The organism is Streptomyces sp. YIM S03343 (genome assembly GCF_054729195.1).
Map to the genome: position 1 here is coordinate 4,744,843 of NZ_JBPUKX010000001.1, position 24,299 is coordinate 4,769,141.

At 71.7% G+C, this 24,299-nt stretch carries 23 protein-coding genes; 15 read left to right on the forward strand and 8 right to left on the reverse strand.

Features of this window, described 5'->3' with window-relative positions:
- Positions 1-29: 29 nt before the first annotated feature.
- Positions 30-908 (reverse strand): hypothetical protein, encoded by an 879-nt coding sequence (locus ACSYGN_RS20450; protein ID WP_460397681.1) that lies wholly within the window; start codon positions 906-908, stop codon positions 30-32.
- Between the two features lie 216 nt (positions 909-1,124).
- On the opposite strand from ACSYGN_RS20450, the gene ACSYGN_RS20455 reads away from it, so the two are divergent.
- Complete coding sequence (locus ACSYGN_RS20455) at positions 1,125-2,813, forward strand: glycoside hydrolase family 13 protein (protein WP_460403600.1); 1,689 nt, start codon at positions 1,125-1,127, stop codon at positions 2,811-2,813.
- Between the two features lie 42 nt (positions 2,814-2,855).
- Here the strand turns inward: ACSYGN_RS20455 and ACSYGN_RS20460 are convergent, their stop codons facing one another.
- Both ACSYGN_RS20460 and ACSYGN_RS20465 read right to left on the reverse strand, forming a co-directional pair.
- The gene (locus ACSYGN_RS20460) at positions 2,856-3,572 is read right to left on the reverse strand and encodes a DUF4142 domain-containing protein (RefSeq protein WP_460403602.1); all 717 of its coding nucleotides are present in this window, start codon (positions 3,570-3,572) and stop codon (positions 2,856-2,858) included.
- Positions 3,573-3,743: 171 nt separating this feature from the next.
- Positions 3,744-4,289 carry a hypothetical protein gene (locus ACSYGN_RS20465; RefSeq protein ID WP_460397683.1) on the reverse strand — a complete coding sequence of 182 codons (546 nt, stop codon included), beginning with the start codon at positions 4,287-4,289 and terminating at the stop codon, positions 3,744-3,746.
- A 250-nt stretch (positions 4,290-4,539) separates the two neighbouring features.
- Between ACSYGN_RS20465 and ACSYGN_RS20470 the strand changes: the two genes are divergently transcribed.
- The 8 genes from ACSYGN_RS20470 (at position 4,540) to ACSYGN_RS20505 (ending at position 10,291) form a co-directional block, all read left to right on the forward strand.
- A complete protein-coding gene (locus tag ACSYGN_RS20470) occupies positions 4,540-5,085 on the forward strand; it encodes a cupin domain-containing protein (protein ID WP_460397685.1) in 546 nt (181 codons plus the stop codon).
- A gap of 136 nt (positions 5,086-5,221) precedes the next feature.
- Positions 5,222-5,605 carry a sortase-dependent protein gene (locus ACSYGN_RS20475; protein ID WP_460397687.1) on the forward strand — a complete coding sequence of 128 codons (384 nt, stop codon included), beginning with the start codon at positions 5,222-5,224 and terminating at the stop codon, positions 5,603-5,605.
- A complete protein-coding gene (locus ACSYGN_RS20480; RefSeq protein ID WP_460397689.1) occupies positions 5,602-6,237 on the forward strand; it encodes a class F sortase in 636 nt (211 codons plus the stop codon). The genes ACSYGN_RS20475 and ACSYGN_RS20480 overlap by 4 nt, the downstream gene beginning before the upstream one ends.
- Positions 6,238-6,428: 191 nt before the next feature.
- Positions 6,429-6,923, forward strand: coding sequence for an RNA polymerase sigma factor (locus ACSYGN_RS20485; protein WP_460397691.1), 495 nt, complete (start codon positions 6,429-6,431; stop codon positions 6,921-6,923).
- Positions 6,907-7,449 carry a hypothetical protein gene (locus tag ACSYGN_RS20490; RefSeq protein WP_460397693.1) on the forward strand — a complete coding sequence of 181 codons (543 nt, stop codon included), beginning with the start codon at positions 6,907-6,909 and terminating at the stop codon, positions 7,447-7,449. The genes ACSYGN_RS20485 and ACSYGN_RS20490 overlap by 17 nt, the downstream gene beginning before the upstream one ends.
- 94 nt (positions 7,450-7,543) lie before the next feature.
- Entirely contained in the window at positions 7,544-8,191 is a 648-nt protein-coding gene (locus ACSYGN_RS20495; protein WP_460403604.1) for an RNA polymerase sigma factor, read from the forward strand.
- Positions 8,188-9,366, forward strand: coding sequence for a CU044_5270 family protein (locus ACSYGN_RS20500; RefSeq protein WP_460397695.1), 1,179 nt, complete (start codon positions 8,188-8,190; stop codon positions 9,364-9,366). The genes ACSYGN_RS20495 and ACSYGN_RS20500 overlap by 4 nt, the downstream gene beginning before the upstream one ends.
- Before the next feature lie 112 nt (positions 9,367-9,478).
- On the forward strand, positions 9,479-10,291 hold the full coding sequence (locus tag ACSYGN_RS20505; RefSeq protein WP_460397697.1) for a hypothetical protein: 813 nt from the start codon (positions 9,479-9,481) through the stop codon (positions 10,289-10,291).
- 10 nt (positions 10,292-10,301) lie between these two features.
- Here ACSYGN_RS20505 and ACSYGN_RS20510 read toward each other — a convergent pair whose 3' ends face one another.
- Positions 10,302-11,945, reverse strand: coding sequence for an FAD-dependent oxidoreductase (locus ACSYGN_RS20510; protein ID WP_460397699.1), 1,644 nt, complete (start codon positions 11,943-11,945; stop codon positions 10,302-10,304).
- 356 nt (positions 11,946-12,301) lie between these two features.
- Here ACSYGN_RS20510 and ACSYGN_RS20515 point away from each other — a divergent pair, with 356 nt between their 5' ends.
- The 4 genes from ACSYGN_RS20515 (at position 12,302) to ACSYGN_RS20530 (ending at position 17,421) form a co-directional block, all read left to right on the forward strand.
- The gene (locus tag ACSYGN_RS20515; protein WP_460397701.1) at positions 12,302-13,972 is read left to right on the forward strand and encodes a stealth family protein; all 1,671 of its coding nucleotides are present in this window, start codon (positions 12,302-12,304) and stop codon (positions 13,970-13,972) included.
- A gap of 15 nt (positions 13,973-13,987) precedes the next feature.
- Entirely contained in the window at positions 13,988-15,811 is a 1,824-nt protein-coding gene (locus ACSYGN_RS20520; RefSeq protein WP_460397703.1) for a stealth family protein, read from the forward strand.
- Positions 15,812-16,094: 283 nt separating this feature from the next.
- Positions 16,095-16,457: a hypothetical protein gene (locus ACSYGN_RS20525; RefSeq protein WP_460397705.1), complete on the forward strand. Its 363-nt coding sequence runs from the start codon at positions 16,095-16,097 to the stop codon at positions 16,455-16,457.
- A gap of 115 nt (positions 16,458-16,572) precedes the next feature.
- Positions 16,573-17,421 carry a hypothetical protein gene (locus tag ACSYGN_RS20530; protein ID WP_460397707.1) on the forward strand — a complete coding sequence of 283 codons (849 nt, stop codon included), beginning with the start codon at positions 16,573-16,575 and terminating at the stop codon, positions 17,419-17,421.
- Positions 17,422-17,791: 370 nt separating this feature from the next.
- On the opposite strand, the gene ACSYGN_RS20535 is transcribed toward ACSYGN_RS20530, so the two are convergent.
- The 3 genes from ACSYGN_RS20535 to ACSYGN_RS20545 all read right to left on the reverse strand — a co-directional run bounded on the left by ACSYGN_RS20535 (position 17,792) and on the right by ACSYGN_RS20545 (position 22,157).
- Positions 17,792-19,036, reverse strand: a complete 1,245-nt coding sequence (locus ACSYGN_RS20535) for a vWA domain-containing protein (RefSeq protein ID WP_460403606.1) — start codon at positions 19,034-19,036, stop codon at positions 17,792-17,794.
- 143 nt (positions 19,037-19,179) lie between these two features.
- Entirely contained in the window at positions 19,180-20,433 is a 1,254-nt protein-coding gene (locus tag ACSYGN_RS20540) for an AAA family ATPase (protein ID WP_460397709.1), read from the reverse strand.
- A gap of 176 nt (positions 20,434-20,609) precedes the next feature.
- Entirely contained in the window at positions 20,610-22,157 is a 1,548-nt protein-coding gene (locus ACSYGN_RS20545) for a hypothetical protein (protein ID WP_460397711.1), read from the reverse strand.
- A gap of 449 nt (positions 22,158-22,606) precedes the next feature.
- On the opposite strand from ACSYGN_RS20545, the gene ACSYGN_RS20550 reads away from it, so the two are divergent.
- Positions 22,607-23,341 carry a DUF899 domain-containing protein gene (locus ACSYGN_RS20550; RefSeq protein WP_460397713.1) on the forward strand — a complete coding sequence of 245 codons (735 nt, stop codon included), beginning with the start codon at positions 22,607-22,609 and terminating at the stop codon, positions 23,339-23,341.
- 92 nt (positions 23,342-23,433) lie between these two features.
- Here the strand turns inward: ACSYGN_RS20550 and ACSYGN_RS20555 are convergent, their stop codons facing one another.
- Entirely contained in the window at positions 23,434-23,721 is a 288-nt protein-coding gene (locus ACSYGN_RS20555; protein WP_460397715.1) for a hypothetical protein, read from the reverse strand.
- On the opposite strand from ACSYGN_RS20555, the gene ACSYGN_RS20560 reads away from it, so the two are divergent.
- Positions 23,720-24,262 carry a DUF4232 domain-containing protein gene (locus ACSYGN_RS20560; protein WP_460397717.1) on the forward strand — a complete coding sequence of 181 codons (543 nt, stop codon included), beginning with the start codon at positions 23,720-23,722 and terminating at the stop codon, positions 24,260-24,262. The genes ACSYGN_RS20555 and ACSYGN_RS20560 overlap by 2 nt on opposite strands.
- Positions 24,263-24,299 lie beyond the last annotated feature (37 nt).

A 24,299-nucleotide genomic window follows, 5' to 3' on the forward strand; every position in this document is an offset into this window, starting at 1 on the left:
CGCCAGTGTCAGGTATCCAGGTCCTTGGTTCACGCCGAGTGCTGCCGCCGTACCTCCGTCAGGCGCTGCGTGCCGAGCTGGAGGGCCAGTTGGGTGGCGGTGGGGGACACTGCGCCCGTGCCGCCGGTGGTGACGGTGATCGCGTCGTCGCCGACCCGGACGGCCGCGATGTCCAGCGTCAGCACACCGGTCCCGGTGCTCCCGCTCCCGTCGTCCTCGCCGCTCGGCCCTGCGGCCCCACCCGGCCCCGCCTCCCCGCCCACCGCCGTCAGCGTCACCCGCAGCCCCTGTCGCGCATCGCCCACCTGCGGCAGCTGCTCCTCGGCGACCTGCACGTCCTGCACCCCCGCCCGGGTCGTGGCGGCGCTGAACCGACCGCACGTCTGCGGCAGCGTCCGCAGCCAGCCGAGTGTGCGGTCCACGTCGGCCGCACGGTGCGCGGACACCTGGTACCGCAACTGGGCCTGGCCGCCCGGGTCGTCCAGTGCGACGACCGCCTGCGGTGACGACGGTGCACCGAGGATCTCGTCGGCGTAGAGCGCGTCCAGCAGGCGCTGGCAGTCGGGGGAGGCGCCGCTCACCGTGGCCTTGAGCAGGCCGTCCCGCCAGGTCGCCGCGCCCTGGGTGGGGGTCCAGGGGGCACCCAGGTCGGCATCCGTGATCGTCGCGGCGCTCGCCTGCGCCGCGGTCAGTGTCGTGGTACCGGCGGGCGCGGCGGTCGGCGGCAGCTCCGTGTCCCTCGGGTCCTGGGCCGTCACGCTTCCCAACCCCACACCCGAGCAGGCGGCCGCGGTGAGCAGCCCCGCCAGCACGAGGAGCTGAGCGACGACCGGGGCGGCCTTCGCGTTGACGGCGGCTTCGACGACCGCGCGCGCCTCGGGAAGGCGGCGACGGCTCATACGGCTCATACGGGGTGCCTTTCGGGGGTGTGCGCTCGCAGATCCCCTCCACCGGAACACCGGTGCGACCGCCCCGCCAGCGCTGGACGCCGTCCGGGTGAGGCGGTGCCCCGTACGGCTGTACCGGGTCACGCTGCAGGGCAGAGAATCCGAGTCGTCCCGCCCATGAACGCCATCCAGCCCATGAACGTCGCCATCCCGCCCATGAACGTCGTCATCCCGCCCATGAACAAGGGAGCCCGCGTGCCCGACCTCTCCTCCCGCGACCCGGACTGGTGGCGCCAGGCCGTCGTCTACCAGGTGTACCCGCGCAGTTTCGCCGATGCCGACGGTGACGGGCTCGGCGATCTGCGGGGCATCACCCAGCGCCTGACCCACCTCGCCGGGCTGGGCGTCGACGCCGTGTGGCTGAGCCCCTTCTACCCCTCCGAACTCGCCGACGGCGGCTACGACATCGCCGACCACCGTGATGTCGACCCGCGCCTCGGCACCCTCGACGACTTCGACGCGATGACCGCCGAGGCGCACCGGCTCGGTCTGAAGGTCGTCGTCGACATCGTCCCCAACCACACCTCCCACCGGCACGCCTGGTTCCAGGAGGCCCTGCGCGCGGGCCCCGGCTCCCCGGCCCGCGCCCGCTACGTCTTCCGCGCGGGACGCGGTACGCACGGCGAACTCCCGCCCACCGACTGGCAGTCGGTGTTCGGCGGCAGCGCCTGGACCCGGGTGCCGGACGGCGAGTGGTATCTGCATCTCTTCGCCACCGAGCAGCCCGACCTCGACTGGGACCACGAGGAGGTCCGCGCCGACTTCCGCACCACCCTGCGCTTCTGGGCCGACCGGGGCGTGGACGGCTTCCGCGTCGACGTCGCCCACGCCCTCGCCAAGGACCTGTCCGAGCCGCTGCGCGACGTGGGCGATCTCGAAGCGGTCGGTGAACTGGCCCTGCACCGCGTCCCGCCGGGCAGCCACCCCTACTACGACCGTGACGAGGTCCACGAGATCTACCGCGACTGGCGCCGCGTCCTCGACAGCTACAGCCCGCCCCGCACCGCGGTCGCCGAGGCCTGGGTCCCGCACGACCGGCGCGCCCTGTACGCCCGGCCCGACGAACTCGGCCAGGCCTTCAACTTCGAGTATCTGCAGACCCCTTGGGACGCGGACGAGCTGCGCCAGGTCATCACCGAGTCCCTGGCGGCGGCGCGCACCGCGGGCGCCTCCGCCACCTGGGTGCTGTCCAACCACGACGTCGTACGGCACACCTCGCGCCTCGTGCTGCCGCCCGGCACGGACGAGAACGCCTGGCTGCTGTCGGACGGCCGGACACCGCGGGCCGACCTCGCCGACGGACTGCGCAGGGCCCGCGCCGCGACCCTGCTGATGCTCGCGCTGCCCGGCTCGTCGTACGTCTACCAGGGCGAGGAACTCGGCCTGCCCGAGGTCGCCGACCTGCCCACGGCGGTCCTCCAGGACCCGATCTGGGAGCAGACCGGCCGGGTCCGCAAGGGCCGGGACGGCTGCCGGGTGCCCCTGCCGTGGACGACGACCGGACCGTCGTACGGCTTCGGGGCGGGCGGCGCCTGGCTACCGCAGCCGCCGGAGTTCGCGTCGTACGCCGTGGCGGCGCAGGACGGCACCGAGGGATCCACCCTGGAGCTGTACCGCACCGCCCTGCGGCTGCGCCGCAAGCTGCTCGACGGCGAGCGGCTGACCTGGGCCGACGACGACACCCCGGACGGTGTGCTCCACTTCGCCCGGGGCGACGGCTGGCGGTGCGTCACGAATCTCTCGGACCGGCCCGTCCCGCTGCCGCCCGGCGAGGTGCTGCTCAGCAGCGCCCCGCCGGAACCGCTGGAATCGCTGGAACTGGAGGGCGGCAGGCTCGGGCCGGACACGACGGTCTGGCTCGGCTGAGCCCCTCCCGCAAGCTCACCCCACCGTAGGAGTGCCGCTCGCCTACTGGCCGCCGTTCCCGCTGCCGCTCTGGCCCGGCAGGACCGGCGGCTGGGTGGTGCTGTCGGCCGGCGGGGTGAGGACCACCTCGGGCTGACCGCCGGACGGGGGCGGCGGGGTCAGGTCCGAGGCGGGCAGCTTCGGCGGGGTCGTCTCCTGGAAGATGACCTGGTCGAAGTCGACCAGACCGGTCTGCTCCATGACCGTGATGTGGTCCAGGACCGTCGCGTTGGCCTGGTCGGCCAGCGCGCGCACCAGGGTGTTGCGGGTCGTGGAGCGAATCTTCGAGATCGAGTTGAAGATCGTGCCGTGCGTGACGCGCAGGATGTTGGCGAAGTCCTTGTCGAACTGCTTGCCGCTGTCCCCGTTCAGCGTGTTGACGAAGCCCTGCTGCTGGGCGCTGGGCTGATTGGGGATGGAGATGTTCAGCATGGGCGCGATCTTGCGGCAGGTGGTGTCCAGCGCCGCGTGCCCGTCGATCAGATGTTTGCCCGCGGTGACGACCGCCTTGGACGTCCCCTTCTTCAGGGCGAGTTGACCCACCGGGTACTCCCACAGACCGGCCGAGCGCACCTTCACCACGAAGTCCCGGTCCCCCTCGGTCAGCGGGCCCCACTGCGTCTGTGCGATGACCAGGTCCGGTGAACTCGACACCTTGGTCACGCCGAGCATCGACGGATAGACCAGCGAGAAGAGCGTTACGACGAGGGCACCGCCCACGAAGAGACTTCCCATCGCGTTTCGCGAAAAGCGCACCGTGCCTCCTGCCCGGTCGGGTTTCCCGCGCAGGGGCGGGGGTCGGTCACGGGGAGGTACGAACGGGAACGCCGCTCGGAATCTCTAGTTTTGGTAAAATCTGTGAACGGCCGCAACCGCAGGGGGAGTTACGCCTCAGTACCGCACCGCCTGCTCGACCGCCGCCGTCACCCCGCTCCCGAGGTTGTGCGTGCTGCGCGCCGTGGCGTCGGCGGACTTCCCAGCCCCCACATCGGAGACGGTCAGGACCACGACGTCGACCAGTCCGCCGCTGGAGTCCTTGAAATTCACCTGCACGGCAAAGGACTTGGTCGAGCTCGCGGTGTTGTGGACGGTCACCTTCACCGTCGTACGGCCGTCGGACGCGGTGGCCGGGGTGCCGAGGGTGACGTCGTTCTTGACGTTCGTGCCGTTCTTGATCTCGTCGAGCTTGCGCCCCGCCTCCGCCGTGGCCGACGCCAGCGCCGAGGCGGCCTGCGTCGCCACCGCCGTGGCGGCCTCCGAGGCGAGGGAGGCCGCGGCGGAAGCAGCCTGTGACGCCAGGGATTCCGCGGCGGAGGCGGCCTTGCTCGCGGCGCTGCTGGAGGAGTTGTTGTCGTTCGAACAGCCGGTCAGCACCGGCGCGAGCACCAGCACCACGCAGGCCGCCGGGAGCGCGGCAGCGGTCGTCCAGCGTGTCATGTCGACTCGTCCTCCGGGGGATCGGCTGCGGGTTACGGCCGTACGTCGCCCCGAGCGGCACGGGGGCGCGTCGCCCTGAGCAGCACGGGGCGCGTCGCCCCGAGCGGCACGGGGTTCCGTACGTCAGGACCAGTCAAGGGGCGTCGCGGGCGGGCCGCATGTCGTACGTCACCCGGATGGTGAGGGGCGGCAGGTCACGCCTCGGGCAAGGGTGCGCGAAAGGGGGCACGGAAGGGGGCAGGCTGATCCCATGGACCATCAGCCGCCGTATCCGCCGCACGCACCGCAGGGTGACTCCTCCGGCCCCGCACGGCTCGCCGCCCGCCTCGGCCTGCGCCCGCTGCCCGTGGAGGGCGGGCTGTTCCGGCAGACCTGGGCGGGCCCGCCGGACGCCTCGGGCCGCCCGTCCGGCACGGCGATCATGATGCTGCTCACCGCCGCGGAGGACGACTTCTCGGCACTGCACCGCCTGCCCACCGACGAGGTCTGGCACTTCTACCGCGGCGACCCCCTGGAAATCCTCCTCCTCTTCCCCGACGGCACCGACGAACTGGTGCTGCTGGGCGGCCCGGAGGTGAGCCAGACCGTGGTGCCCGCGGGCACCTGGATGGGGGCCCGGGTGGCGCCCGGCGGCCACTGGTCGCTGTTCGGCACGACCATGGCGCCGGGCTTCCTGCCGTCCGACTACGAGGGCGGCGACCCCGTGGAACTGGCCGCCCGTCACCCCGCCCGGGCGGAACGGATCAGGGCGCTGTGCCGGACGGGGGCAGCGCTGCGGATGCCGGAGGAGTCGTAGGGAGACGTAGGAGCCGTACCGGAGGAGCCGTAGAAGAGAAGCCTTCACGGCTTTGCCATCTCTTTACAACGGTGGGCGCCGCTGCCTCGTCTCTCCGCTCGATTTCATCACCGAGCCACGGAATGAGAGCGACACCATGCGCCGAACCGTCTTCAGCGCCCTGGCACTGACCGCCACCGCCGTACTCGCGGGCGCCACACCCGCGTTCGCCGACAGCACCACCCCGTCACCCGTCCCCGCCACCCGCACCGCCCACCCCAGCGCGGTCCCGACCACCCGGGCGTCCGCCGAGCCGAGCGCCGTCCCGTCCGCCCGTGAGGCGACCCCCGCGCCGACCCGTGACGCGAACGGCGGCCAGGTCTCGGTGGTCCCGAGGGGTGCCGCCGGCACCGGCGTCACCGTCGGCTCCGGCGGGCAGTCCGGCACGACCGGTCTGATCGGCGGGGGTGCCGCGGCGGCGCTGGTCGCCGGGGGCGGCGTGTTCTTCGTCGTACGCCGCCGCCGGGCCACCGGAGCATGACCGCACTCTCCCGGCGCGCGTTCACCACGGCGGCGCTGGCGGCGCTGCTGACGGCGTGCGGCGGGGGCGGGGGCGGGGCAGCCGACACAGGACACGGCACTCCGAACAGCACCGTGAGCAGCACCGCCGACGGCACCTCGGACACGTCGTCCGGCACCGGTAAGCCGGTCCACGCGCTGGCCCGTTCGGTCCCGGTGCGGCTGCGGATCCCGGCCATCGGGGTCGACACACCGGTAATACGGCTGGGCCTGGCGTCCGACGGCACCGTGCAGGTGCCACCGGTCACCGCAAACGACCGGGCGGGCTGGTACGGCCACTCCCCGACCCCCGGCCAGCTGGGCCCGTCGGTGATCCTCGGGCATGTCACGGTCGGCTCCTACGGCGACGGCGTCTTCCGCAGACTCGCGGAGCTGCGCCGGGGCGACCGGATCACCGCCCGCCTGGCGAACGGCACCGAGGCGCGGTTCGGCGTGACGCGCGTGCGGACGGTCGCCAAGTCGGCGTTCCCGTCCGACGAGGTCTACGGCGATGTGGACCGCCCGGAGCTGCGGCTGATCACCTGCGGCGGCCCGCGCAGCGGGACGGGCTATCTGGACAACGTGATCGTCTTCGCCGCCCTGACCACCGGTTGACCACCGGTTGACCACCGGCTGACCACCGGCGGTCAGCTGACACCCCGCCGCCCGCACGGCGGATGCCGGGCCGACGGGAACGTACCCGGAAGGCCCGGCATCCTCCCGTACGACCCGACCACCCCAGCGACCCACCGACCCACCGACCACCGCCCCACCATCACCCCACCACCCCACCCTCATGGAGAGCGTTGAAAAAGCGGTCCCGGGACAAGGAGGCGTCCGAGCTGTTCGCCGCCCTCTACCCGCGCCTCGCCGGCTGGTGCCGCCGTCTGGTCGACGACGACGGCACGGCTCACGAGATCGCGTCGGAGGCGTTCACCCGGCTCTGGGCCCGCTGGACGTCGGTCGAGGAGCCGCGCGGCTTCCTCTATGTCACCGCGGCCAATCTGGTCCGGGACCACTGGCGCAAACTGGAGCGCGAGCGGCGGGCGTTGCGCCGTGTCACGGCGGAGGCGGCGGTGCGCGGCCCCGAGGAACAGCAGGACCCCTCGGTACGCCTCTTGGTCCAGTCCCTCCCGGAACGACTGCGCGTCCCCATCCTTCTCCACTACTACGCTGACATGCCGATCCGGGAGGTGTCCGTGCTGACCGGGCGCAAGGAAGGAACCGTCAAGGCCGACCTCCACGCGGCCCGCGAACTGCTCCGCGTCCATCTGAGGAGAAGCCTTGACCACTCGCTTTGACGACGACCCGGAGTTCGCGCCCGACGACCCCCTGGCGGTGATCCTCCGGCCCCCCGCCGAACTCCTGGCCCCGCCGCCCGGCCACTACGAGGCCGTCCGCCGCCAGGCGTCCCGCCGCAAGCTGCGCCGTACGGCGGTGGGCGCGGCCCTGACCTGCGCGGCAGCGGCCGTACTGGCCCTTCCGCTGCTTCCGACCTCCGCCTCCGCCCCCGTCCGCCCGACGATCCCGATGGCGCCGCCCGCCGGACCGTCCACCCCGCCCGCGACGGCCGCCCCCGACCCCACCGCACACCCGGACCGGTCGCAGTCCCCGGACCCTGCGACCCCGACCCCGACCCCGCGCCCGAGCACCACCGCCAGCCCCGGCGAACGTACCCGCACCCCGGACGGCACCAGGGCCACCGTGGGCGCCGCGCCGAGCACCGCCGCACCAGGCACCACCGCACCCCGCACCGCCACGCCCCGCGCGGGCACGGCGAGCGCGACGGTCCGCGCCACGGCTGCCACCCCCACGCGATCCACGTGAACCACAGAACGCACGTGGCGCATGTGACGCAGGTCACGGGAAGTAGTTCACAGTCCCCGGACAGCTCATTGATGTGAGCACTGTGAGCACTCATATCCGAACCCGGGTACGGGCCGGGGAACCGAGCGCGTTCGCCGAACTCTTCGACAGCTATGCCCGCGCCGTCTACAACCACGCCTACCGGCTGACCGCCGACTGGTCGGCCGCCGAGGACGTGATGGCCACGACCTTCATGGAGGCATGGCGGCTGCGCGACAAAGTCGACGCCGAGGGCGGCTCGCTGCGTCCGTGGCTGCTGGGCATCGCGACCAACACGGCACGCAACCAGTACCGCAGCAACCGCCGTTACCGAGCGGCGGCCACCGCGGCCGCGGCGGCGGAGCTGTCGGTGCCGGACCACGCCGACGAGGTGGCGGGCCGTGTCGACGACCGCAGCCGCCTCGCCGCCGTCCTCACCGCGCTGGCCGCGCTGCGCAGACCGGAGCGTGAGGTGATCACGCTCTGCCTGGGCGAGGGCCTGGACTACGAGGCGGCGGCACAGGCACTCGGCATCCCGGTCGGCACGGTCGCCTCCCGCCTCTCCAGGGCCCGCAAGAAACTGCGTGCGCTGACCGAACGGGCGGCCGAGCCGAAGGAGGCGCGGAAAAAAAACCGCGGAATCCGGGAAGTCGGCCTCGCTCCCCGACAGACAAGAGGTGAACACACCAACGTGATTCGGCCCGTACAGGAAGGAAGGCGATGAACGCCATGAACGCGGACAAGTCCCGGCGGCACCAGGCCGGTGCGGACGACGGTGCGGAGCTGCACCTGTCCTGGACTGAGCGCGATCTGCCGGCGGGCCGTCACCAGTTCCACAGGGAGCGTCTGATGACCCAGATCCACGAGATGCGGCAGAACGACACGACGGCGGCCAACACGACGGCGGCCAACACGACGGCGGCCAACACGGCGGCTGCCGCGACGGTGACGCACGCGCAGTCGAAGCGGGAGAGCCGCCGTTTCCGCCTCCCACGCCCGGCGATCATGCTGCCGGCGATGGCGGCGGCCGTGGCGGGGGCGGTCGTGGCCGGAACCGTGATGGCCGGATCCGAGGGAGTGAGGGACGCGGGTCGCTCTTCCGGCGGAGTCGCCACCGGCCCGGTCCTGACGACGCAGATCGGCACGGCGACCGAGAAGGGCGTGCCCGAACTGCTCGACCGGCTCTCGCTGGCGGCGGCGAAGAACACGACCCCCCGGTCGGTGCGGCCGGACCAGTTCGTCTACATCGAGTCCAAGTACGCCGAAAGCTACACGCTGATGGACCACGGGAAGACGACTCTGGCGAGTCACGCGTTGTCCCGCCGTCAGGTGTGGAAGTCCCCGGACGGCACGAAGGGCTGGCTGATCGACCCGTTCGCCACCGACGACCCCAAGGGCATGACCCTGAGCGGCCCCGACGAGAACGGCAACACCCCGAAGGACGGGCTCGGCGGACCGTCGTACAACTACCTCTCGAAGCTGACCACCGACCCCGACAAGCTCCTGGCGAAGATCTACAAGGAGACCAAGGGCCAGGGCAACACCCCTGACCAGCAGGCGTTCACCACCATCGGCGACATGCTGACCGAGAGCTATCCGCCCGCGGAGCTCAGCGCCGCGCTGTTCAAGGCCGCGAAGAAGATCCCCGGGGTGGTCGTGGTGGCGGACGCGGTGGACGCGATCGGCCGGCACGGGGTGGCGGTGGCCCGCCTCGACGAGACCGGCGAGCGGGACGAATGGATCTTCGACCGCAAGACCGGACTCCTCCTCGGCGAACGCAGCGTCCAGGCCCGCGGCAACAACGGCGTGATCACCCGTGGCACGGTGATCTCCACGAGGGCCATCACGAACCGCGCGGTGGTGGACGAGATGAAGCAGACTCCGGGGCAGTCCAGCTGACAGCCCGACCGGTCCGGCGGCGGGGACAACTCCCCGCCGCAGACTGGATCTCGTCGCGCCGCCGCCTATCGGGACGGCGCCGTTGTCGTACCCCCGTGCCACACTGCGGCGCATGGCCATGGCAGCATCCGCACTCGCTGATCTCACCCTCGACCGGTGGCGGTCCCTCGACCTGGCCGCCGCCCGGCGCGTCGCCGACGAGGCCGCCCGCGCGGTGGACGGCCGGGTGACCGCCGTCGAGACCACGGAGCATCTCGGCGCACCCCTGCACCGCGTCCGGATCGAGCGCGGCGGCCAGGAGTTCGCGCTGATACCCGGCGGCCGGGTGTCCCTCGGCTTCGACCTCGGTGCCTGGGAACCGACGCCGGAGCAGACCGCGGACTACGCCGCGAGCGTCGAGGCGGGCTTCGGCTACGGCTCGGACCTGCGAGCCCATCTCGCCCTGCTGCTGAGCCCGTACCGGAGTGCGGAGGTCGCGACGGTGCTCATGGCGGTGGCGGACGAGCATCTGACCGAACCGCCCGCCGGCACGCCCGCCGTCCTGGCGGCCCGCGGCCTGCGGATGCCGAGTGCGGACGAGTGGGAGCACGCCTGCGGCGCGGGCGCGCGAACCCTGTTCCGATGGGGCGACGACTGCCCCATGGACCGCGTCCCCTACGACGACCCCACCGGCCCGCAGACGAGGCCGAACGCCTTCGGCCTGCACATCGCCTACGACACCTACCGTATGGAACTGACCAGCGACACCACCGCCGTCCACGGCGGAGACGGCGGCGAGTCGGTGTGCGGCGGCTACGGCACCCTGCTCGGCTGGCTGCCCCTGGCCACCGCCAACCGCAACCCGTACCTGGCCGAGTTCGTCTACGGCGAGGAGGGCGAGGACCTGTACGAGGACCTCTCCACGCGCCCGGTACTCATGCTCTAGAAACCGGTTGTCACTCACCGCTCCGGTGGGACTGCCCCGCCCGCCAGGTGAGCCATCCGCCGTCGAGGTTGCGTACGTCGTCACGGTCGTGCTGGGCGAGGATGCGGCCGGCGGTGTGGCCGCGCAGGCCGACCTGGCAGTAGACGACGACGGGACGGTCGGCGGGGACCTCGTCGAGGCGGGCACGCAACTCGTCGACGGGGATGTTGAGGGAGCCCGCGATGCCGCCGCCCGCGTGCTCGGCCGGGGTGCGCACGTCGAGGAGCACCGCGCCGTCGCGCACCGCCTGCTCGGTCTCGTGCCACTGGAGGGTGCCGGTGGTGCCGGTGGCCCGGTTGTCGGCGATGTAGCCGAGCATGTTGACGGGGTCCTTGGCAGAGCCGTAGGGCGGGGCGTAGGCGAGTTCGAGGTCGGCCAGCTCCGGGGCGGTGAGCCCGGCGGCGAGGGCGGTGGCGAGGACGTCGATGCGCTTGTCGACGCCGTCCCCGCCGACCGCCTGGGCGCCGAGGATGCGCTGGTCTGCGGGGTCGACGAGCAGCTTGAGCGTCATCTGACGGCCGCCGGGGTAGTAGCCGGCGTGCGACGCGGGGTGGATGTGGATCACGCTGTGCGGCCGTCCGGCGTCACACAGGCGCTTCTCGCTCCAGCCGGTGGCGGCGGCGGTGAGGCCGAAGACCTTGACGATCGAGGTGCCGACGGCGGAGCGGGAGCGGACCGGCCGCCCGGCGATGACATCGGCGACGAGACGGCCGTGCCGGTTGGCGAGGTTGGCGAGCGGCACGAGGGTGCTGTCGCCGGTGAGACGGTCACGCTTCTCGGCGGCGTCGCCGACGGCGTACACATGGGGGTCGCTGGTGCGCTGCCGGTCGTCGACGGCGATGCCCCCGCGCGGGCCGATCTCCAGACCGGCGGCGCGGGCGAGGGCGGTGTCGGGGCGGACACCGGCGGCGAAGACGACGAGGTCGGCGGGGGCGGTGGAGCCGTCGTCGAGTTCGACGGTGTCGGGCAGCACCTTGGTGACACGGGTGGCGAGCCGCAACCGCACGCCGCCGCGCCGGAGCTCGGCGGCGAGCGGGGATGCCATCTCGGGGTCGAGGGGCGGCAACACCTGGTCGGCGAGCTCGACGAGGGTGACGTCGAGTCCGATGCGGGCGAGATTCTCGGCGAGCTCGACACCGATGAAGCCGGCACCGACGACGACGGCACTGCGGGCGCCACCGGCTCCCACGGCCTCGACGATACGGTCGGTGTCACCGACGTCGCGGAGGGTGAGACCGCGCTCCGCACCGGGTACGGGCGGCACGACGGGTGAGGCACCGGGGCTGAGCACGAGATCGTCGTAGGCCAGGCTGTAGACGCGATCGGCGTCCAAGTCCCGTACCTGGAGGGTGCGTTCGGCGGTGTCGATGCCGACGACCTCGTGCCGGACCCGTACGTCCAGCGCGAACCGGGCGTGCAGGGAGGCGGGGGTCTGCAGCAGCAGGTCGTCGCGCTCGGTGATGACACCCCCGACGTGGTACGGCAACCCGCAGTTGGCGTACGACACATCGGGGCCGCGCTCCAGCACCACGATCTCCGCGTCCTCCCGCAGCCGGCGCAGCCGGGTCGCGGCGGACATCCCACCCGCGACCCCTCCCACGATGACGACCTTCACAGCCTCTCCTCACTCTCTGTTTCCGGGTTTCTGGTTCCTGATACCCCCCAGGGTATACAACCGCCAAGGTTGCCGACTAGGGCCAATGGCCCTGGCGGAGGGGCGAGGGTCCGTCGCGGGGAGAGAGGGGAGGTCGCAGAGGGGAAGGGGGAGCGGGGAGACGGCGAATTACCACAGCGGACTGTGAGAAATCGGCGCTCACGCCTCTTCGTCCCTTAATTTTCGGCGAAATCTTCCACAACCTTCGGCAATGGACGTCTGTCTTGCTGATGCGTGGATGTGCAGGGAGTGCAGGGATGTGCACAGGCTGACGAAGAGGAGCCCGGAAGGTGACCGTACGTTCCTTTACCCGGCGGATGCGACCGCGAGTCGAACGCAGGGCCGCCGAGAGCGTGTGGCAGCTGCGGACCATGCGGCGGCGCCGAAGGGCAGCGGTCACGGATCCGGTGCTCCGCCCGGTGGCGGTGCGCGGTCAGCAGCTCTACGGACGGATCGTCACCCGCTTCAGGGCCGACGAGGCGGCCGCCGCCAACCTCGGCCTGGTTGTCGCCGCGCTGGAGCGGGAAGGCATCCCCTACTTCCTGCTACGGGCCTCCCGGACACGCCACACGGTCGGTGTGAACGCCGTCGACCGGGAGCGTCTCCTCACGGCCCTGGAGGCGCGGAACGCGGGGAAGGCGGTGTTCATCGGCAGACCGCTGCCCGGTGGCCGGCTCGACCACCCCGCCCTGTTCATGGACGGCGTCCTGCCTGCCGCACTGCGCTCGGCCTCCGTCCTGCGCATCGGGGAGAACCACCTCGGACCCTCCGGCCAGCTGCTCGCCGGACCGGAGCTCGCCTGCGACGTCGAGTTCTGGGAGGACGGGGCACAGCTCCTCGCCTCCGACGACGGGCCCCGGCGACTGGCCAAGGTGCAGCCGCAGGCGTCCGAGGACGTCTTCGCCGAGTCCCTCGTCGCACCGCGCCGCAACGGCATCACGGACGTGCTGCCGGCGTCCGAGCAGAAGCCGGCCACGGTGCGCGTCGGCGAACGGGAGCTGCCGAGCTTCGTCCCGCTCACCCTGCCGACCGTCGACGACGTGACCTTCCCCGTCGACGTCGTCTACACCTGGGTGGACGGCGAGCAGCCGGAGATGCGCGCGAAGCGGGCCCGGTACCAGGAACGCGGCATCACCGAGATCCTGGACAAGGAGACCAACGCCTCCCGCTACACCAGCCATGACGAGCTGAAGTACTCGCTGCGCTCACTCGCGATGTACGCCGACTTCGTACGGCACATCTACCTCGTGACCGACGGTCAGAAGCCGCACTGGCTCGACGACCGGGCCCCCGGCATCACCGTCGTCGACCACCGCGACATCTTCCCGCAGGGCGTCCTGCCGGTCTTCAACTCGCACTCCATCGAGACCCGGCTGCACCACATACCGGGCCTGTCGGAGCACTACCTCTACTTCAACGACGACGTCTTCGTCGGCCGCCGGGTCACCGCCGAGCACTTCTTCCACGGCAGCGGCCTGATGAAGATCCCGGTGTCCCCGCTCAAGATCGGCGTCGGCAAGCCGCACGCCGAGGAGACGGCCACCAACTCCGCGAGCAAGAACGTCCGCCGGCTGCTCCTGGAGAAGTTCGGCCGGATGACCACGAACAACTTCATGCACACCCCGCTGCCGCAGCAGCGAGGCACGCTCCAGGCGCTCGAGGAGCTCTTCCCGGAGGACATCCGCCGTACGACGGCGTCCCGCTTCCGCTCGCCGCAGGACATCGCCGTGACGGCGCCGCTGCTCTACCAGTACGCGCTGATGACCGGCTGCGGTGTGCCGGGGAAGTACAACTTCCGGTATGTGAACATCAGCCGCCCGGACGCGGAGGGGCGTCTGGCCGAGCTGCGCCGCAACCGCCGTTTCGACTTCTTCTGCCTCAACGACGTCGACGTGCCGCCCGAGGAGCGCGCACAGGTCGGCGAACGGATGAACGAGTTCCTGGAGGACTACTTCCCCTTCCCGAGCTTGTTCGAGAAGCAGGACTGACGGGGGCTGGGGGGCATGGACATCCGTCATCGGTTCGCGGCGAGGTCGGGCATACGGGCCGTCCGCGAGGTACTCGTCCGCCTGAGGTCCTGGGCGTCGGCCCGGCTCCGGGCGCTGCGCGCCGCCCCGGCGCGGCGACGCCTGCGGGCCGCCGTACCCGGGCTGCGCCGGATCACCCTGGGACCCGCGCGGCTGTACGGCCGTACGGTCGCCGGCTACACCGCGGCGGACGCCGCCGAAGCCGACCTGGAGCGGGTGTGCACCCTCCTGGAGGGAATCGCCGTCCCGTATTTCCTGGTCCCCGCCGACGACGGGTACGGGGCACCGCTGCAGGTCATCGGTGTCGAGGAGACGTACCGCGGCGCGATCCTGGCCGGGGCGGCCCGGCGTTTCTCCGGTACCGCCGGCTACGTCGGCGCCGTGGGACCGGACGGTGCCGTGACGACCGCGGTGCTGTGGGCCGACGGGAGGCTGCCGCGGGCGGTGCGGCGGGCCCCGGTGCTCCGTACCGGCGTGGTGCGCCTCGGTCCCCGGGGCCAGGTGGTCAGCGGCCTGGAGACGGGATGCGACATCGAGTTCTGGCGCCGCGGCCGGGACCTCGGCACCGCCCCGGACACCGATCCCTCCTGGGTCACCGTGCCCGGCAGCCGGCTGCCCGACGTCTACGGCCCGGCGCTCGTCGCCCCGCGCCGCAACCGCGTGTCGGAGGTGCTCCCGGTGGCGGCGCAGCGGCCCGCCGAAGCGACGGGCCACCACCGCAGCGTGCCGACGTTCGCCCCGTTCGCCGAACCGGGCATCGACGAGGTGTGCTTCCCCATCGACGCCGTGTACACATGGGTCGACGGCGACGACCCGGCGATGGCCGCCAAGCGCCGTGCGTACCAGGAGCTCTCCGACAACGACATCGCCGCGCGCGAGACCGGCGCCTCCCGCTACACCAGCCATGACGAACTGCGGTACGCACTCCGCTCGCTGGAGATGTACGCAGGGTTCGTCCGGCACGTCTACCTCGTGACCGACGCCCAGATCCCCGCCTGGCTCGACCCGGACGCCGGGGGACTGACCGTGGTCGACCACCGGGACATCCTCCCGGCCGACGCGCTCCCCGTGTTCAACTCGCATGCGATAGAGAGCCGGCTGCACCACATCCCGGGACTGTCGGAGCACTACCTCTACTTCAACGACGACGTCTTCATCAACCGCCCGGTACGGGCCGAGCACTTCTTCCACGGCAACGGCATCGCCCGGATCCCGCTGTCCCCGCTGAAACTCGGTGTCGGTGCCCCCCATCCGCTCGAACCGGCCCCGAACTCCGCAGGGAAGAACGCCCGCGAGGTGATCAAGCGTTTCCACGGCAGGCAGATCACCCACAAGTCGCTGCACACCCCGCATCCCCAACTCCTGTCGGTCATGCGGGACATGGAGAATCTCAGCATCGAGGAACTGGAACGGACCTCCTACTCCCGCTTCCGCTCCACCGCCGATGTGGCTCCGGCGTCCACGCTCCACCACCACTGGGCCATCGCGACCGGCCGGGCCGTCCCGGCCGACTACCGCTTCCGCTATGTACAACTGGGCACACCGGACATGCGGCGGCGCCTGGCCCGTCTCGCGGCGGGCGAGGACATCGACTTCTTCTGCCTCAACGACGTGGACACCACCCCGGAGGACCGAGCGGGCGCCGAGGCCGCGATCCGCGCCTTCCTGGAACGGAAGTACCCGTTCCCGAGCCGCTTCGAGCGCCCTCCCCGATCCACCCCGGTCCGCCCCGCACCCGCTGGCACCACTCACGGCGAGACTCCCACAGCGGCGGGGGCGGGAGGAGGCACGGCACCGTGACTGACGCCGAAGGGGCCGGCGGATGGACAGCGCCGGCCTGGTCGGCCATGCTGCCTTGGCGATCACGGGACGACGCTGTGGCCGCAGGGCGCGAGGAGCGGGAACCGATGGAAGAAGCACAGGCCGGGGCCATATCACCGGAGCGCATCCGTTACCGGCTGACGCGTCTCCAGCGCGTGCTGCCCGTCCTGCCCGTCGCGAGCATCTTCCTGGCCTCCCGGGTCTTGTTCTGGTTGTCAGGGGGGCCGTCCGGTCCGCCGATGGGCTCATCATGCTGTTGCTGGTGCTGATCATCCCAGCGCCGCCCGGGATCACACTCACGCCGTCGGCGGCCATCGTGCGCAGAGTCCGCAAGCGGACCATCCCGTGGTCGAACGTCCAAGCCATCCAGGTGGAGTCCTACGCCGGAAGCCGGACGGTCGTGATCTATGAAGCGGGCGGCCGCCGCACCCGCCTGCGGGCGCCGATCACCGGGTTCCTCAGCTGGGATCGCGGGTTCGAGGAGAAGTTCCACACCATCGGCAGGTGGTGGCTGGCGCACCGCGGCCCGGACTGGGTTCCCGTTCCGCCGCCGTGGGCGGCATGGTGGCTCGGCCCACCGGTTCCCGGCGTTCGCAGCGGGAATCCTTACGCCTCGCCCGAGTAGGCCGAAATGACCGCTGGGCGTGGTCTGCTCTGGCAGAGTCGGTGCCTGTTCGGGGGCGGCGCGTAGCCAGGTTGCCCCTCGCGCCCAGTGACCCGGGACATGTCATGAGCGACGTATGAGACCCGCATCCGCCGAGCAGTGCGCCGAGGGTGCGGGACCGTTCACCACCCGGCTCACCTGGCGGCCCCCCGGCGGCGGCACCGCCGTGTGGGAGTCAAGGCTCGCCCGGCGGCGCGGAGTGATCGCCGTCCGCCCGCCCGGCGCAACCACCAGTCGGCACACCAGCGCCGACGAGGTTGCCCTCGGCCGACTGCGCAGGCTCAACGCCATCGCCGCGACTGCCTTCGTCATCGGCGGACTCCTCTTCGCGGCCGGTGCCGGCGTCGCCCAGTTCGGCTCCGGCGACGCCACCACCTGCGCCTCGATCTACTTCGCCGGCGGCCTCTTCTTCAACACCGGCGGCTATGTCTCGCTGCTCCAGGTCATCAACGCTCCCCGCCATGTGCCGGGCGGCGAGGGCGGGCTCGTCACCCGTGACTGGCGCTGGTGGAGCTATGAGCCGTCACGGGTGGACTGGCTGAGCGCGTCGGTCCTCTTCGCCGGCACCGTGGTGTTCGCCGTCAACCTCCTGGACTCCTTCCTCCAGGGCCTGAGCGTCCAGCAGATCAACCGGCTGATCTGGACCCCCGATGTGATCGGCTGCGTGCTGTTCCTGATCTCAGGCCACCTCGCGATCGTGGAGATCTGCCACGGCCGCCCCTGCCTTCGCTGCCGCAGCCTCGGCTGGTGGATCGTCGCGGTGAACCAGTTCGGCTCCGTCCTGTTCATGGTCTCCGCCCTGGCCGCCTACACCCGCCCGGCCACCGGCAGCCTGATCAACGCGGACATCGCCAACTGGGGGACTCTCGTGGGGGCGTTGTGCTTCTCGGCGGGAGGTGTCCTGCAGCTGTATGAACACCCGTGACTTGATCACGACGTGTGCTCGCGGCGGCGCGGACGGTTGCCGCCTGCCGTTACGGCGGCGGGGGCGCCGTCCTGCGCCGGGTGCGGCGACGTCGGGCCACCCAGAGGCTGCTGGAGATCATCGCCGCTGCTCCTGCAATCTCCCAGCCCACGGATCCGCCTTCACGGTGGGTATGGAGTCCGAGCGCCAGCAACATCGAGCCTGACGTCAAGCCCATCAGATCGTGGAGGATGTCCATCCCTCTCGTGACCTTCGCATTGTTGACCACGGCTTGATCTTGACCGGTGAATGCGTGCTGTGCCAAGAGCTGCCCGAGGCAGACGGTCGAACAGCGCTCGTAACAGGTGGCGATGGCGGGGCACCGCGCTTCTCAGCCGATGGTGACGACACGCGCCCAGGGCGGCGGGCTGTCCGGGACGTAGTCGGGGTTCTCCTCGTCGACGGCGCGGGCGGGACGCGGGAAGAGACCGACGACGGTGCGGCAGGGCGGTTGCGCGGAGGGCCACGGTGTCTGGCCGTCCGTCAGGGCGACGATCACGGCCGGGCGGGGCCGGGAGCGAAGTGCCCGGGCGAAACCGGAGCGCAGATCGGTTCCTCCGCCGCCGATCAGTTCGACGCTCTCGGCGCGGCAGAGCGGGACGGCGACCCCGGCCGCCGCGTCACAGGAGATCACCGAGACCAGATCGCGCCGCCCGCCCACCGCTCGTGAGATCGCCGTCACCTCCAGCAGGGCGCTGCCCAGTTCGGCGTCGCTCACCGATCCGGAGGTGTCGATCACGACGCAGACCCGGGGCGGCGTACGGCGCAGGCCCGGCAGCAGCACCCCGGGGATGCCGGCCGAGCGCCGGGAGGGACGCCGGTAGCTGTGGTTCTCGCCCACTCCCGGCGCACCCGCCGCCGAGCGGATCGCCGCCCCCAGCAACTGCCGCCACGGCTGCGGCGGATGGAAGGCCTCGTCCGCCCACCGGCGCCAGCCTTCCGGCGCCTCGCCCGGTCGGCCCTTGATTCCCTCCGCGACCCGGAAACGGACAGCGTCCCGTTGCTGTCTGCTGAGTCCGTGTGCCCCGTCGGGTCCCAGCTCCCACGGGCGTTCGTGCCCGTCGGCACCACTGCCGCAGTCCAGCCAGGCCAGTTCCGCGGCGAGCCCGGACAACGACGCGGTCCGCAAGTACTCTTCCATCAGCAGCCCGTCGGGCAGCCGCAGTAGTGACGGCAGCACCGCCCCGGCAGGCCGGGGCAGACCGTCGCCGTAGATGTCGTCGTTGATCTCGAAGTCGGCGGCGATGTTCCGCCGCAGCCTCCCCAGGCCTTCGGCCGCGGCGACCCCCGTCTCGCTTCGCTCGCCCGGCCCGTGGTCCTCGTGCTCCCGCGCATAGCGTTCGCCCCGCCCGTGATGGTCCCGGAGCAGATGTGAGACCTCGTGCACCCAGACGCCGGCCAGCTCCTCCACCGGGATGCGTGCGACGAAGCCGGGGGAGACGTAGCAGCGCCAGTGCGCGTCCACCGCCATCGTCGGCACCGAGCGGTCCTCCACCACGTGAAGCGCGAAGAGGGCGCTCGCCAGGTAGGGCCGGACCTTCACCGCGTGCAGCCGGGCGGCCAGCAGCTTCTCCATGTCCAGCCGGAGACCTGGGTGCTCGGTCGGCCCGCCGGAGCCGTTCGGCGGCCCCGGCACGGTGGCCCGTACCGGGCGCGGCGGTGCGGGCGGGGACATGGGGTACGGCACAGGGCGCGTGCCCGGGCGCTCGGCGGCCCCCGTCATCGGCGCGCCCCCGACGCACGCCCGGATTCGGCCGACGCCCTGGCCAGCCCCACCGACCGGTCCGCCCGCCGGGCGAGACCGACCACCCCAGCCAGCCGGTCCATCGTCTCCGGTACCTCCCAGTCGTCGTGCCGCAGCGCGGCGAGAGTGGTCGCCGGGGCGACCAGTAGGTCCGGGGCGCCGGTCTCCAGTGCCCGGACCAGCACCGCCCAGCCCGCCTCCCACCGCTCCCGTTCCGGCCGCGCCCCGACGGCGGCCACCACCGCCTCCAGTGCCGCCTGCCGCAGGTCCCCCCGCTCCGGCAGCTCGGCGGAGCCCGGATCAGCCAGCAGTGATTCCGGGTCCGGCAGGTCCATCCGGTCGATGTACGCGAGGAGTTCGAGCCCCGGCCCGTCGCCCACCGCGCCCCGCACCAGCAGGGCCAGCACCTCCCGGGAGACGGAGGCCGCCGTGCCGAAGGCCAGCAGGGTCACCGCGGCCTCCCAGCTCCGGGGCGAGGGCCAGGCACCGCCGCGTCGCGTCTCGGTGCTCGGCAGCCGGTGGATCAGTGTCGGCCGGGCTTCCAGGAAGCCGCAGACCGCGCGCCGGGCGAAGGCCACCGCCTCGGGCAGCCGCCCAGGCTCCAGCCGGGGCAGCTCTGCTCTGGGCCAGACCCCGCCCAGCCCGCGCACCACCACCTCCCGGTCGTGCACCCAGTACAGATGCACGAACCGGTTGGCCAGCGGCGGGCTCAGCTCCCACCCGTCCGCCGCCGACGCGCGCGGATTGGCGGCGGCCACGATCCGTACCCCCGGCGGCAGTTGCAGCGCTCCGACCCTCCGCTCCAGGACGACCCGGAGCAGTGCGGCCTGGACGGCCGGGGTGGCGGTGGAGAGCTCGTCCAGGAAGAGCAGGCCCCGCCCGGCCCGTACGAGCTCCACGGCCCACTTCGGCGGCGCCATCGGCACCCCCTGCACCGCCGGGTCGTCGCCCACGATCGGCAGCCCGGAGAAGTCGGACGGCTCGTGGACGCTGGCGATCACGGTCGTCAGCGGCAGGTCGAGGGAGGCGGCGAGCTGCGTCAGGGCCGCGGTCTTGCCGATGCCCGGCTCGCCCCAGAGCAGCACGGGCAGGTCGGCCGCGACGGCCAGGGTGAGCGCTTCGAGCTGCTCGTCGGGGCGCGGTTCGGTGGTGGTCGTCCGGAGGAGGGCCAAGAGGTCGTCGGCGAGGGCGAGTTGGGGCCGGTTGGGCAGGAGGGTGCTGGAAGTCATGGGCATCACCTGGGGAGGAGTAAGGGAACGGGACGGCCCGTCCGGCTGTTGTCGGGGAGTGCGGTGCGGTGCGTTGCGGTGTGGAAAGCGCGGTGCGGGAAGGGACTTCAGGGGCTGGGCGACAGGGCGACAGGGCGGCTGGGCGGCCCGGCAGGGGCCGGTGGCCCGGCAGCGGATCAGCTGTGCTGGCCGGTGCGGGGCCGGGCCCGGCTACTGCGCTTGCGGCGCATGTCGAAAGGCGTATGACGGTCGAGTCGCGGGCGGTGGCTCTCTCCCGCGTGCCCCACGCCCGAGGTGTTTCCGTTCTCGGCCGCACCAGCAGCGGGGTGCACGGCGACCAGCCCCGAGCGGAAGAGCCCGTGGTCGATGCGGCGGGCCGCGGCCGACTCCAGTTCCTCCCGGAGCGGCCCGTCGCGCAGCACCGCACCGGGACCGAGCAGCCCCTCGACCACGGCCAGCGCCCCGGCGACATCACCGTGGCCGAGCCGTTCCCGGACCGCGGGCAGTGCCTCCGGGCTGCGGTGCACCGCGTCGATCGCCCGCAGACACGGCAGCGTCGGCCCGCCGAGCGCCACCAGCAGCTCTTCCCTGCGCAGTTGGGCCGGGGCGTGATCAACCGCCGTCAGCACCCCGTCCCGTAGCGCGATCCGGTGGACCTCGCCCCGGCATTCCACCCGATGCGGATCACCGGGCGCGGGGCCGGGGCCGACCACCGGTGCCGAGCCGGACACGGACACCGAGCCGGACGCGAACACCGAGCCGGACGCGGACACGGAACCGGATACCGCCAGTGCTGCGGCGACAAGCGGATGCAGCCGCTCGGCCGCGACGAGCCCGGCCCGCAGCAGCTCCAGATCCGGAAGGACCCGGGCCGCCGCCTCCGGCAGCACCGGAAGTGCCGCGACCTCCTGCGCCGGCAGCGCCTCCCGCAGCGGCCGCCACGTCGGGGCATGGCTGTCGTCGGGGGCGACGAGTTCGAGCACGGCCTGGCTCCGCGCACCGAGCCGCACGGTGAAGGCCCCGCGAGGGCGCCGTGGCGGCCCCTCGGCCCGCAACAGCAGTTCCGCCTCGGCGGCCCAACTCGCCACTGCCCACCCGGAATCGGGTGCAGGGAATCTGTCGGGGAGGTGGAACCCGTCGGGTACGTGGGGTCGGTCGGGCAGCGCCGCGGACGGTACCCCGACCGCACCGCACCGCCGGGCCAGTTCGCCGCTCCGCCCGGAATCCCAGAGATGCCGGTGGAGGTCGAGCCGGAAACGCCGTTCGGGATGCGGGTGCGGATGGTGCCTGGGGGCATCGTGCCTGAGCCCCTCCCACAGGGCGAGGGACATCCGCTGTCCGGCGTCCGCCCTGGCAGGCGGTGTCTGTACCACCAGGTGGAGTGGCATGGCGCCGGAACTCCGGTAATGAGCCAGGGAGATGGTGAGGCCGGGCCGGAGCCGCCCGTCGGGAGCCATCCGGGGCATGTGCCAGCGGAGCAGATCCGGCGCCAGCAGACGCAGATCCGTACGGAGGCGGGTGACGAGATCGGTGCCGTGGCGGTCGCGCACGGCGCGCAGATCGAGATCGACGTCGATCCGGGCAGCGGCGCAGGCCCCCGCCCAGTCACCGACCGCACGCCGTGCGGTCGCGGTCTCGATCATGGACGGTGGCACGGCGTACTCACGCACGCGCTGCCACATCAACAGGCGGGCCGGAATCGCGTTCGCGAGGTGATGTGCCATCAGCACTCACCTTGCGTGGACGATTCCCCCAATCCGCGAGAGGAGAGGTTCTTCATCGTCGGCATCGTACCCACGACGATGACGATCCGGCAGTCGACTTTCCTCGGTTCCTGCCGAAGTCGGCGGTTACGCGCCATGGAAATGGTGGGGACAAACGCCGCCACTCAGTTGCCGTCGTCGGCATGATCGCGCAGGCCACGAGCCTTGCCGAACGCACCGCCCCAGACCTCGGCCGCGGCACTGGTGGAACGGCTTCGGCCCGTGACCTGGTGATCTGGTAAGGCCGCCTGCCGCGCGGTCCCCCGGGCTCGATGAGAAGGCCCGGCGTCACGCGCGTACGGTGGAAGTGAGGCCGGACGCGTACGCCGACGCAGGCCGTTCCGGCAGCCGCCGCAGGCGACCGCCCGTCGCGAGGCGGTGTTCCGCTCCCGCAGCAGGAGGGAATGGCAATGCCCGAGCACAAGGTCGGCACGCAGGAGGAATTCGAGGCAGCCCGACAGACGCTGCTCGCGGAGGAGAAGGCACTCACCCGACGCGGCGACGAGCTTGCGCGCAAGCGGCGGGAGCTTCCCTGGGTGCCGGTCGAGAAGGACTACCGCTTCGAGACCGAGAGCGGGACCAAGACCCTCGCGGACCTCTTCGACGGGCGCTCCCAGCTGCTCGTCTACCACTTCATGTTCGGCCCGCCGTACGAGGCCGGATGCCCGGTCTGTTCCTCCATCGCCGACACCCTCGACCCGAGCGCAGTCCACCTCAGGGCCCGCGATGTGACACTGGCCTGCTCCTCGCGGGCTCCGCTCGACAAGCTCCTCGGCTACCGGGAGCGGATGGGCTGGAGCTTCGACTGGGCCTCCACCGTCGGCAGCGACTTCCACCGTGACCTCGGCTTCCTGTACACGGAGGACGAGCTGAGGCCGTTCCTCGACGGCGAGGTCCCGCCGACCGTGAGCCAGATGGCCGAGGCATGCGGCACGGACGTGCTCGGGTACGTCACCGAGGGGCCGGGACTGAGCGCCTACGCGCTCGTGGACGGCACCGTCCACCGGACCTACGTCACCACCGCGCGCGGCCTCGAACCCGCCATGGCCTACTACGGCCTCCTCGACCGGACGCCGCTGGGCCGCCACGAGGAGGGCGAGCAGACCCACTGGCTACGCCGCCACGACGAGTACGGGAACACCTGAACGATCGCTCTGTCCCACGGCCGGTGCACGTCCTGGCCGTGTATCGCCGCCACCGGTTGACTCCAAGCTGTACCCCGTGATCACTGTGGAGTTCACCGTGCGGCATGATGATTTACCTCTCGGCCGTCCAGTTGCTGGACGGCGTGCGCGGCTTCATGGAAATTCTCTACCTCCCGGAAGTCGACAAGGTTTTCGAGCCTGCCCTTTAGGGCAACTTCGACGGCGGAACGGGCATTGACCTCGATCAGTTGGGGAGTCCGGCTGTCGGAAATTCCTCTCCGGCCCACCGAACCTCCCACCGGCATTGCACATCTTCCGGTGTGCAGGCGCGCACTGACCTCGTGCGCCGCTTCGTAATCGAGGGGAACCGAAAACTTCATGAACAGCAAGCTGACCGCCGTTGCCCTTGCGGCGATCGTCGTCGCCGGCACTGCCGCTGCCGCCGTCCCGGCCTCCGCCGCCTCCGCCCAGGCCGGGCCGACCCGCTGCCACACCGCCGACCTGAAGGCCGGCTTCGCCACGGGTGGTGACGCGAAGCCGGAGATGAACCAGACCAGGAAGCAGACCCAGGCGTACATCTGGTTCACCAACCAGAGCAAGCGCACCTGCACCCTGTCCGGCTTCGCCGGTGTCGACATGATCGGTGCTCAGAAGACCGACGGCACCTGGTCGCTGGCGCGCTCCTCCAAGAAGCCCGTAAAGATGGTCCTGAAGCAGGGGGACACGGTGGACTTCAGCATCACCCTGCTCCCGGTGGCCAAGTCCACGCCGCAGAAGCAGAAATTCGTTCCGGCGAAGTTCCTGGTCACCCCGCCGAACGAGACGAAGCACTTCACCCTGAAGTGGCCGTTCGGCGGCCAGATCCTCAAGCAGGACGGCGCCACCCACCCGGGCACCTACCTCAACCCGATTGGGCAGTAACCAACCGGACAGCCAAGGGCGGGGCTCAAAGCCCCGC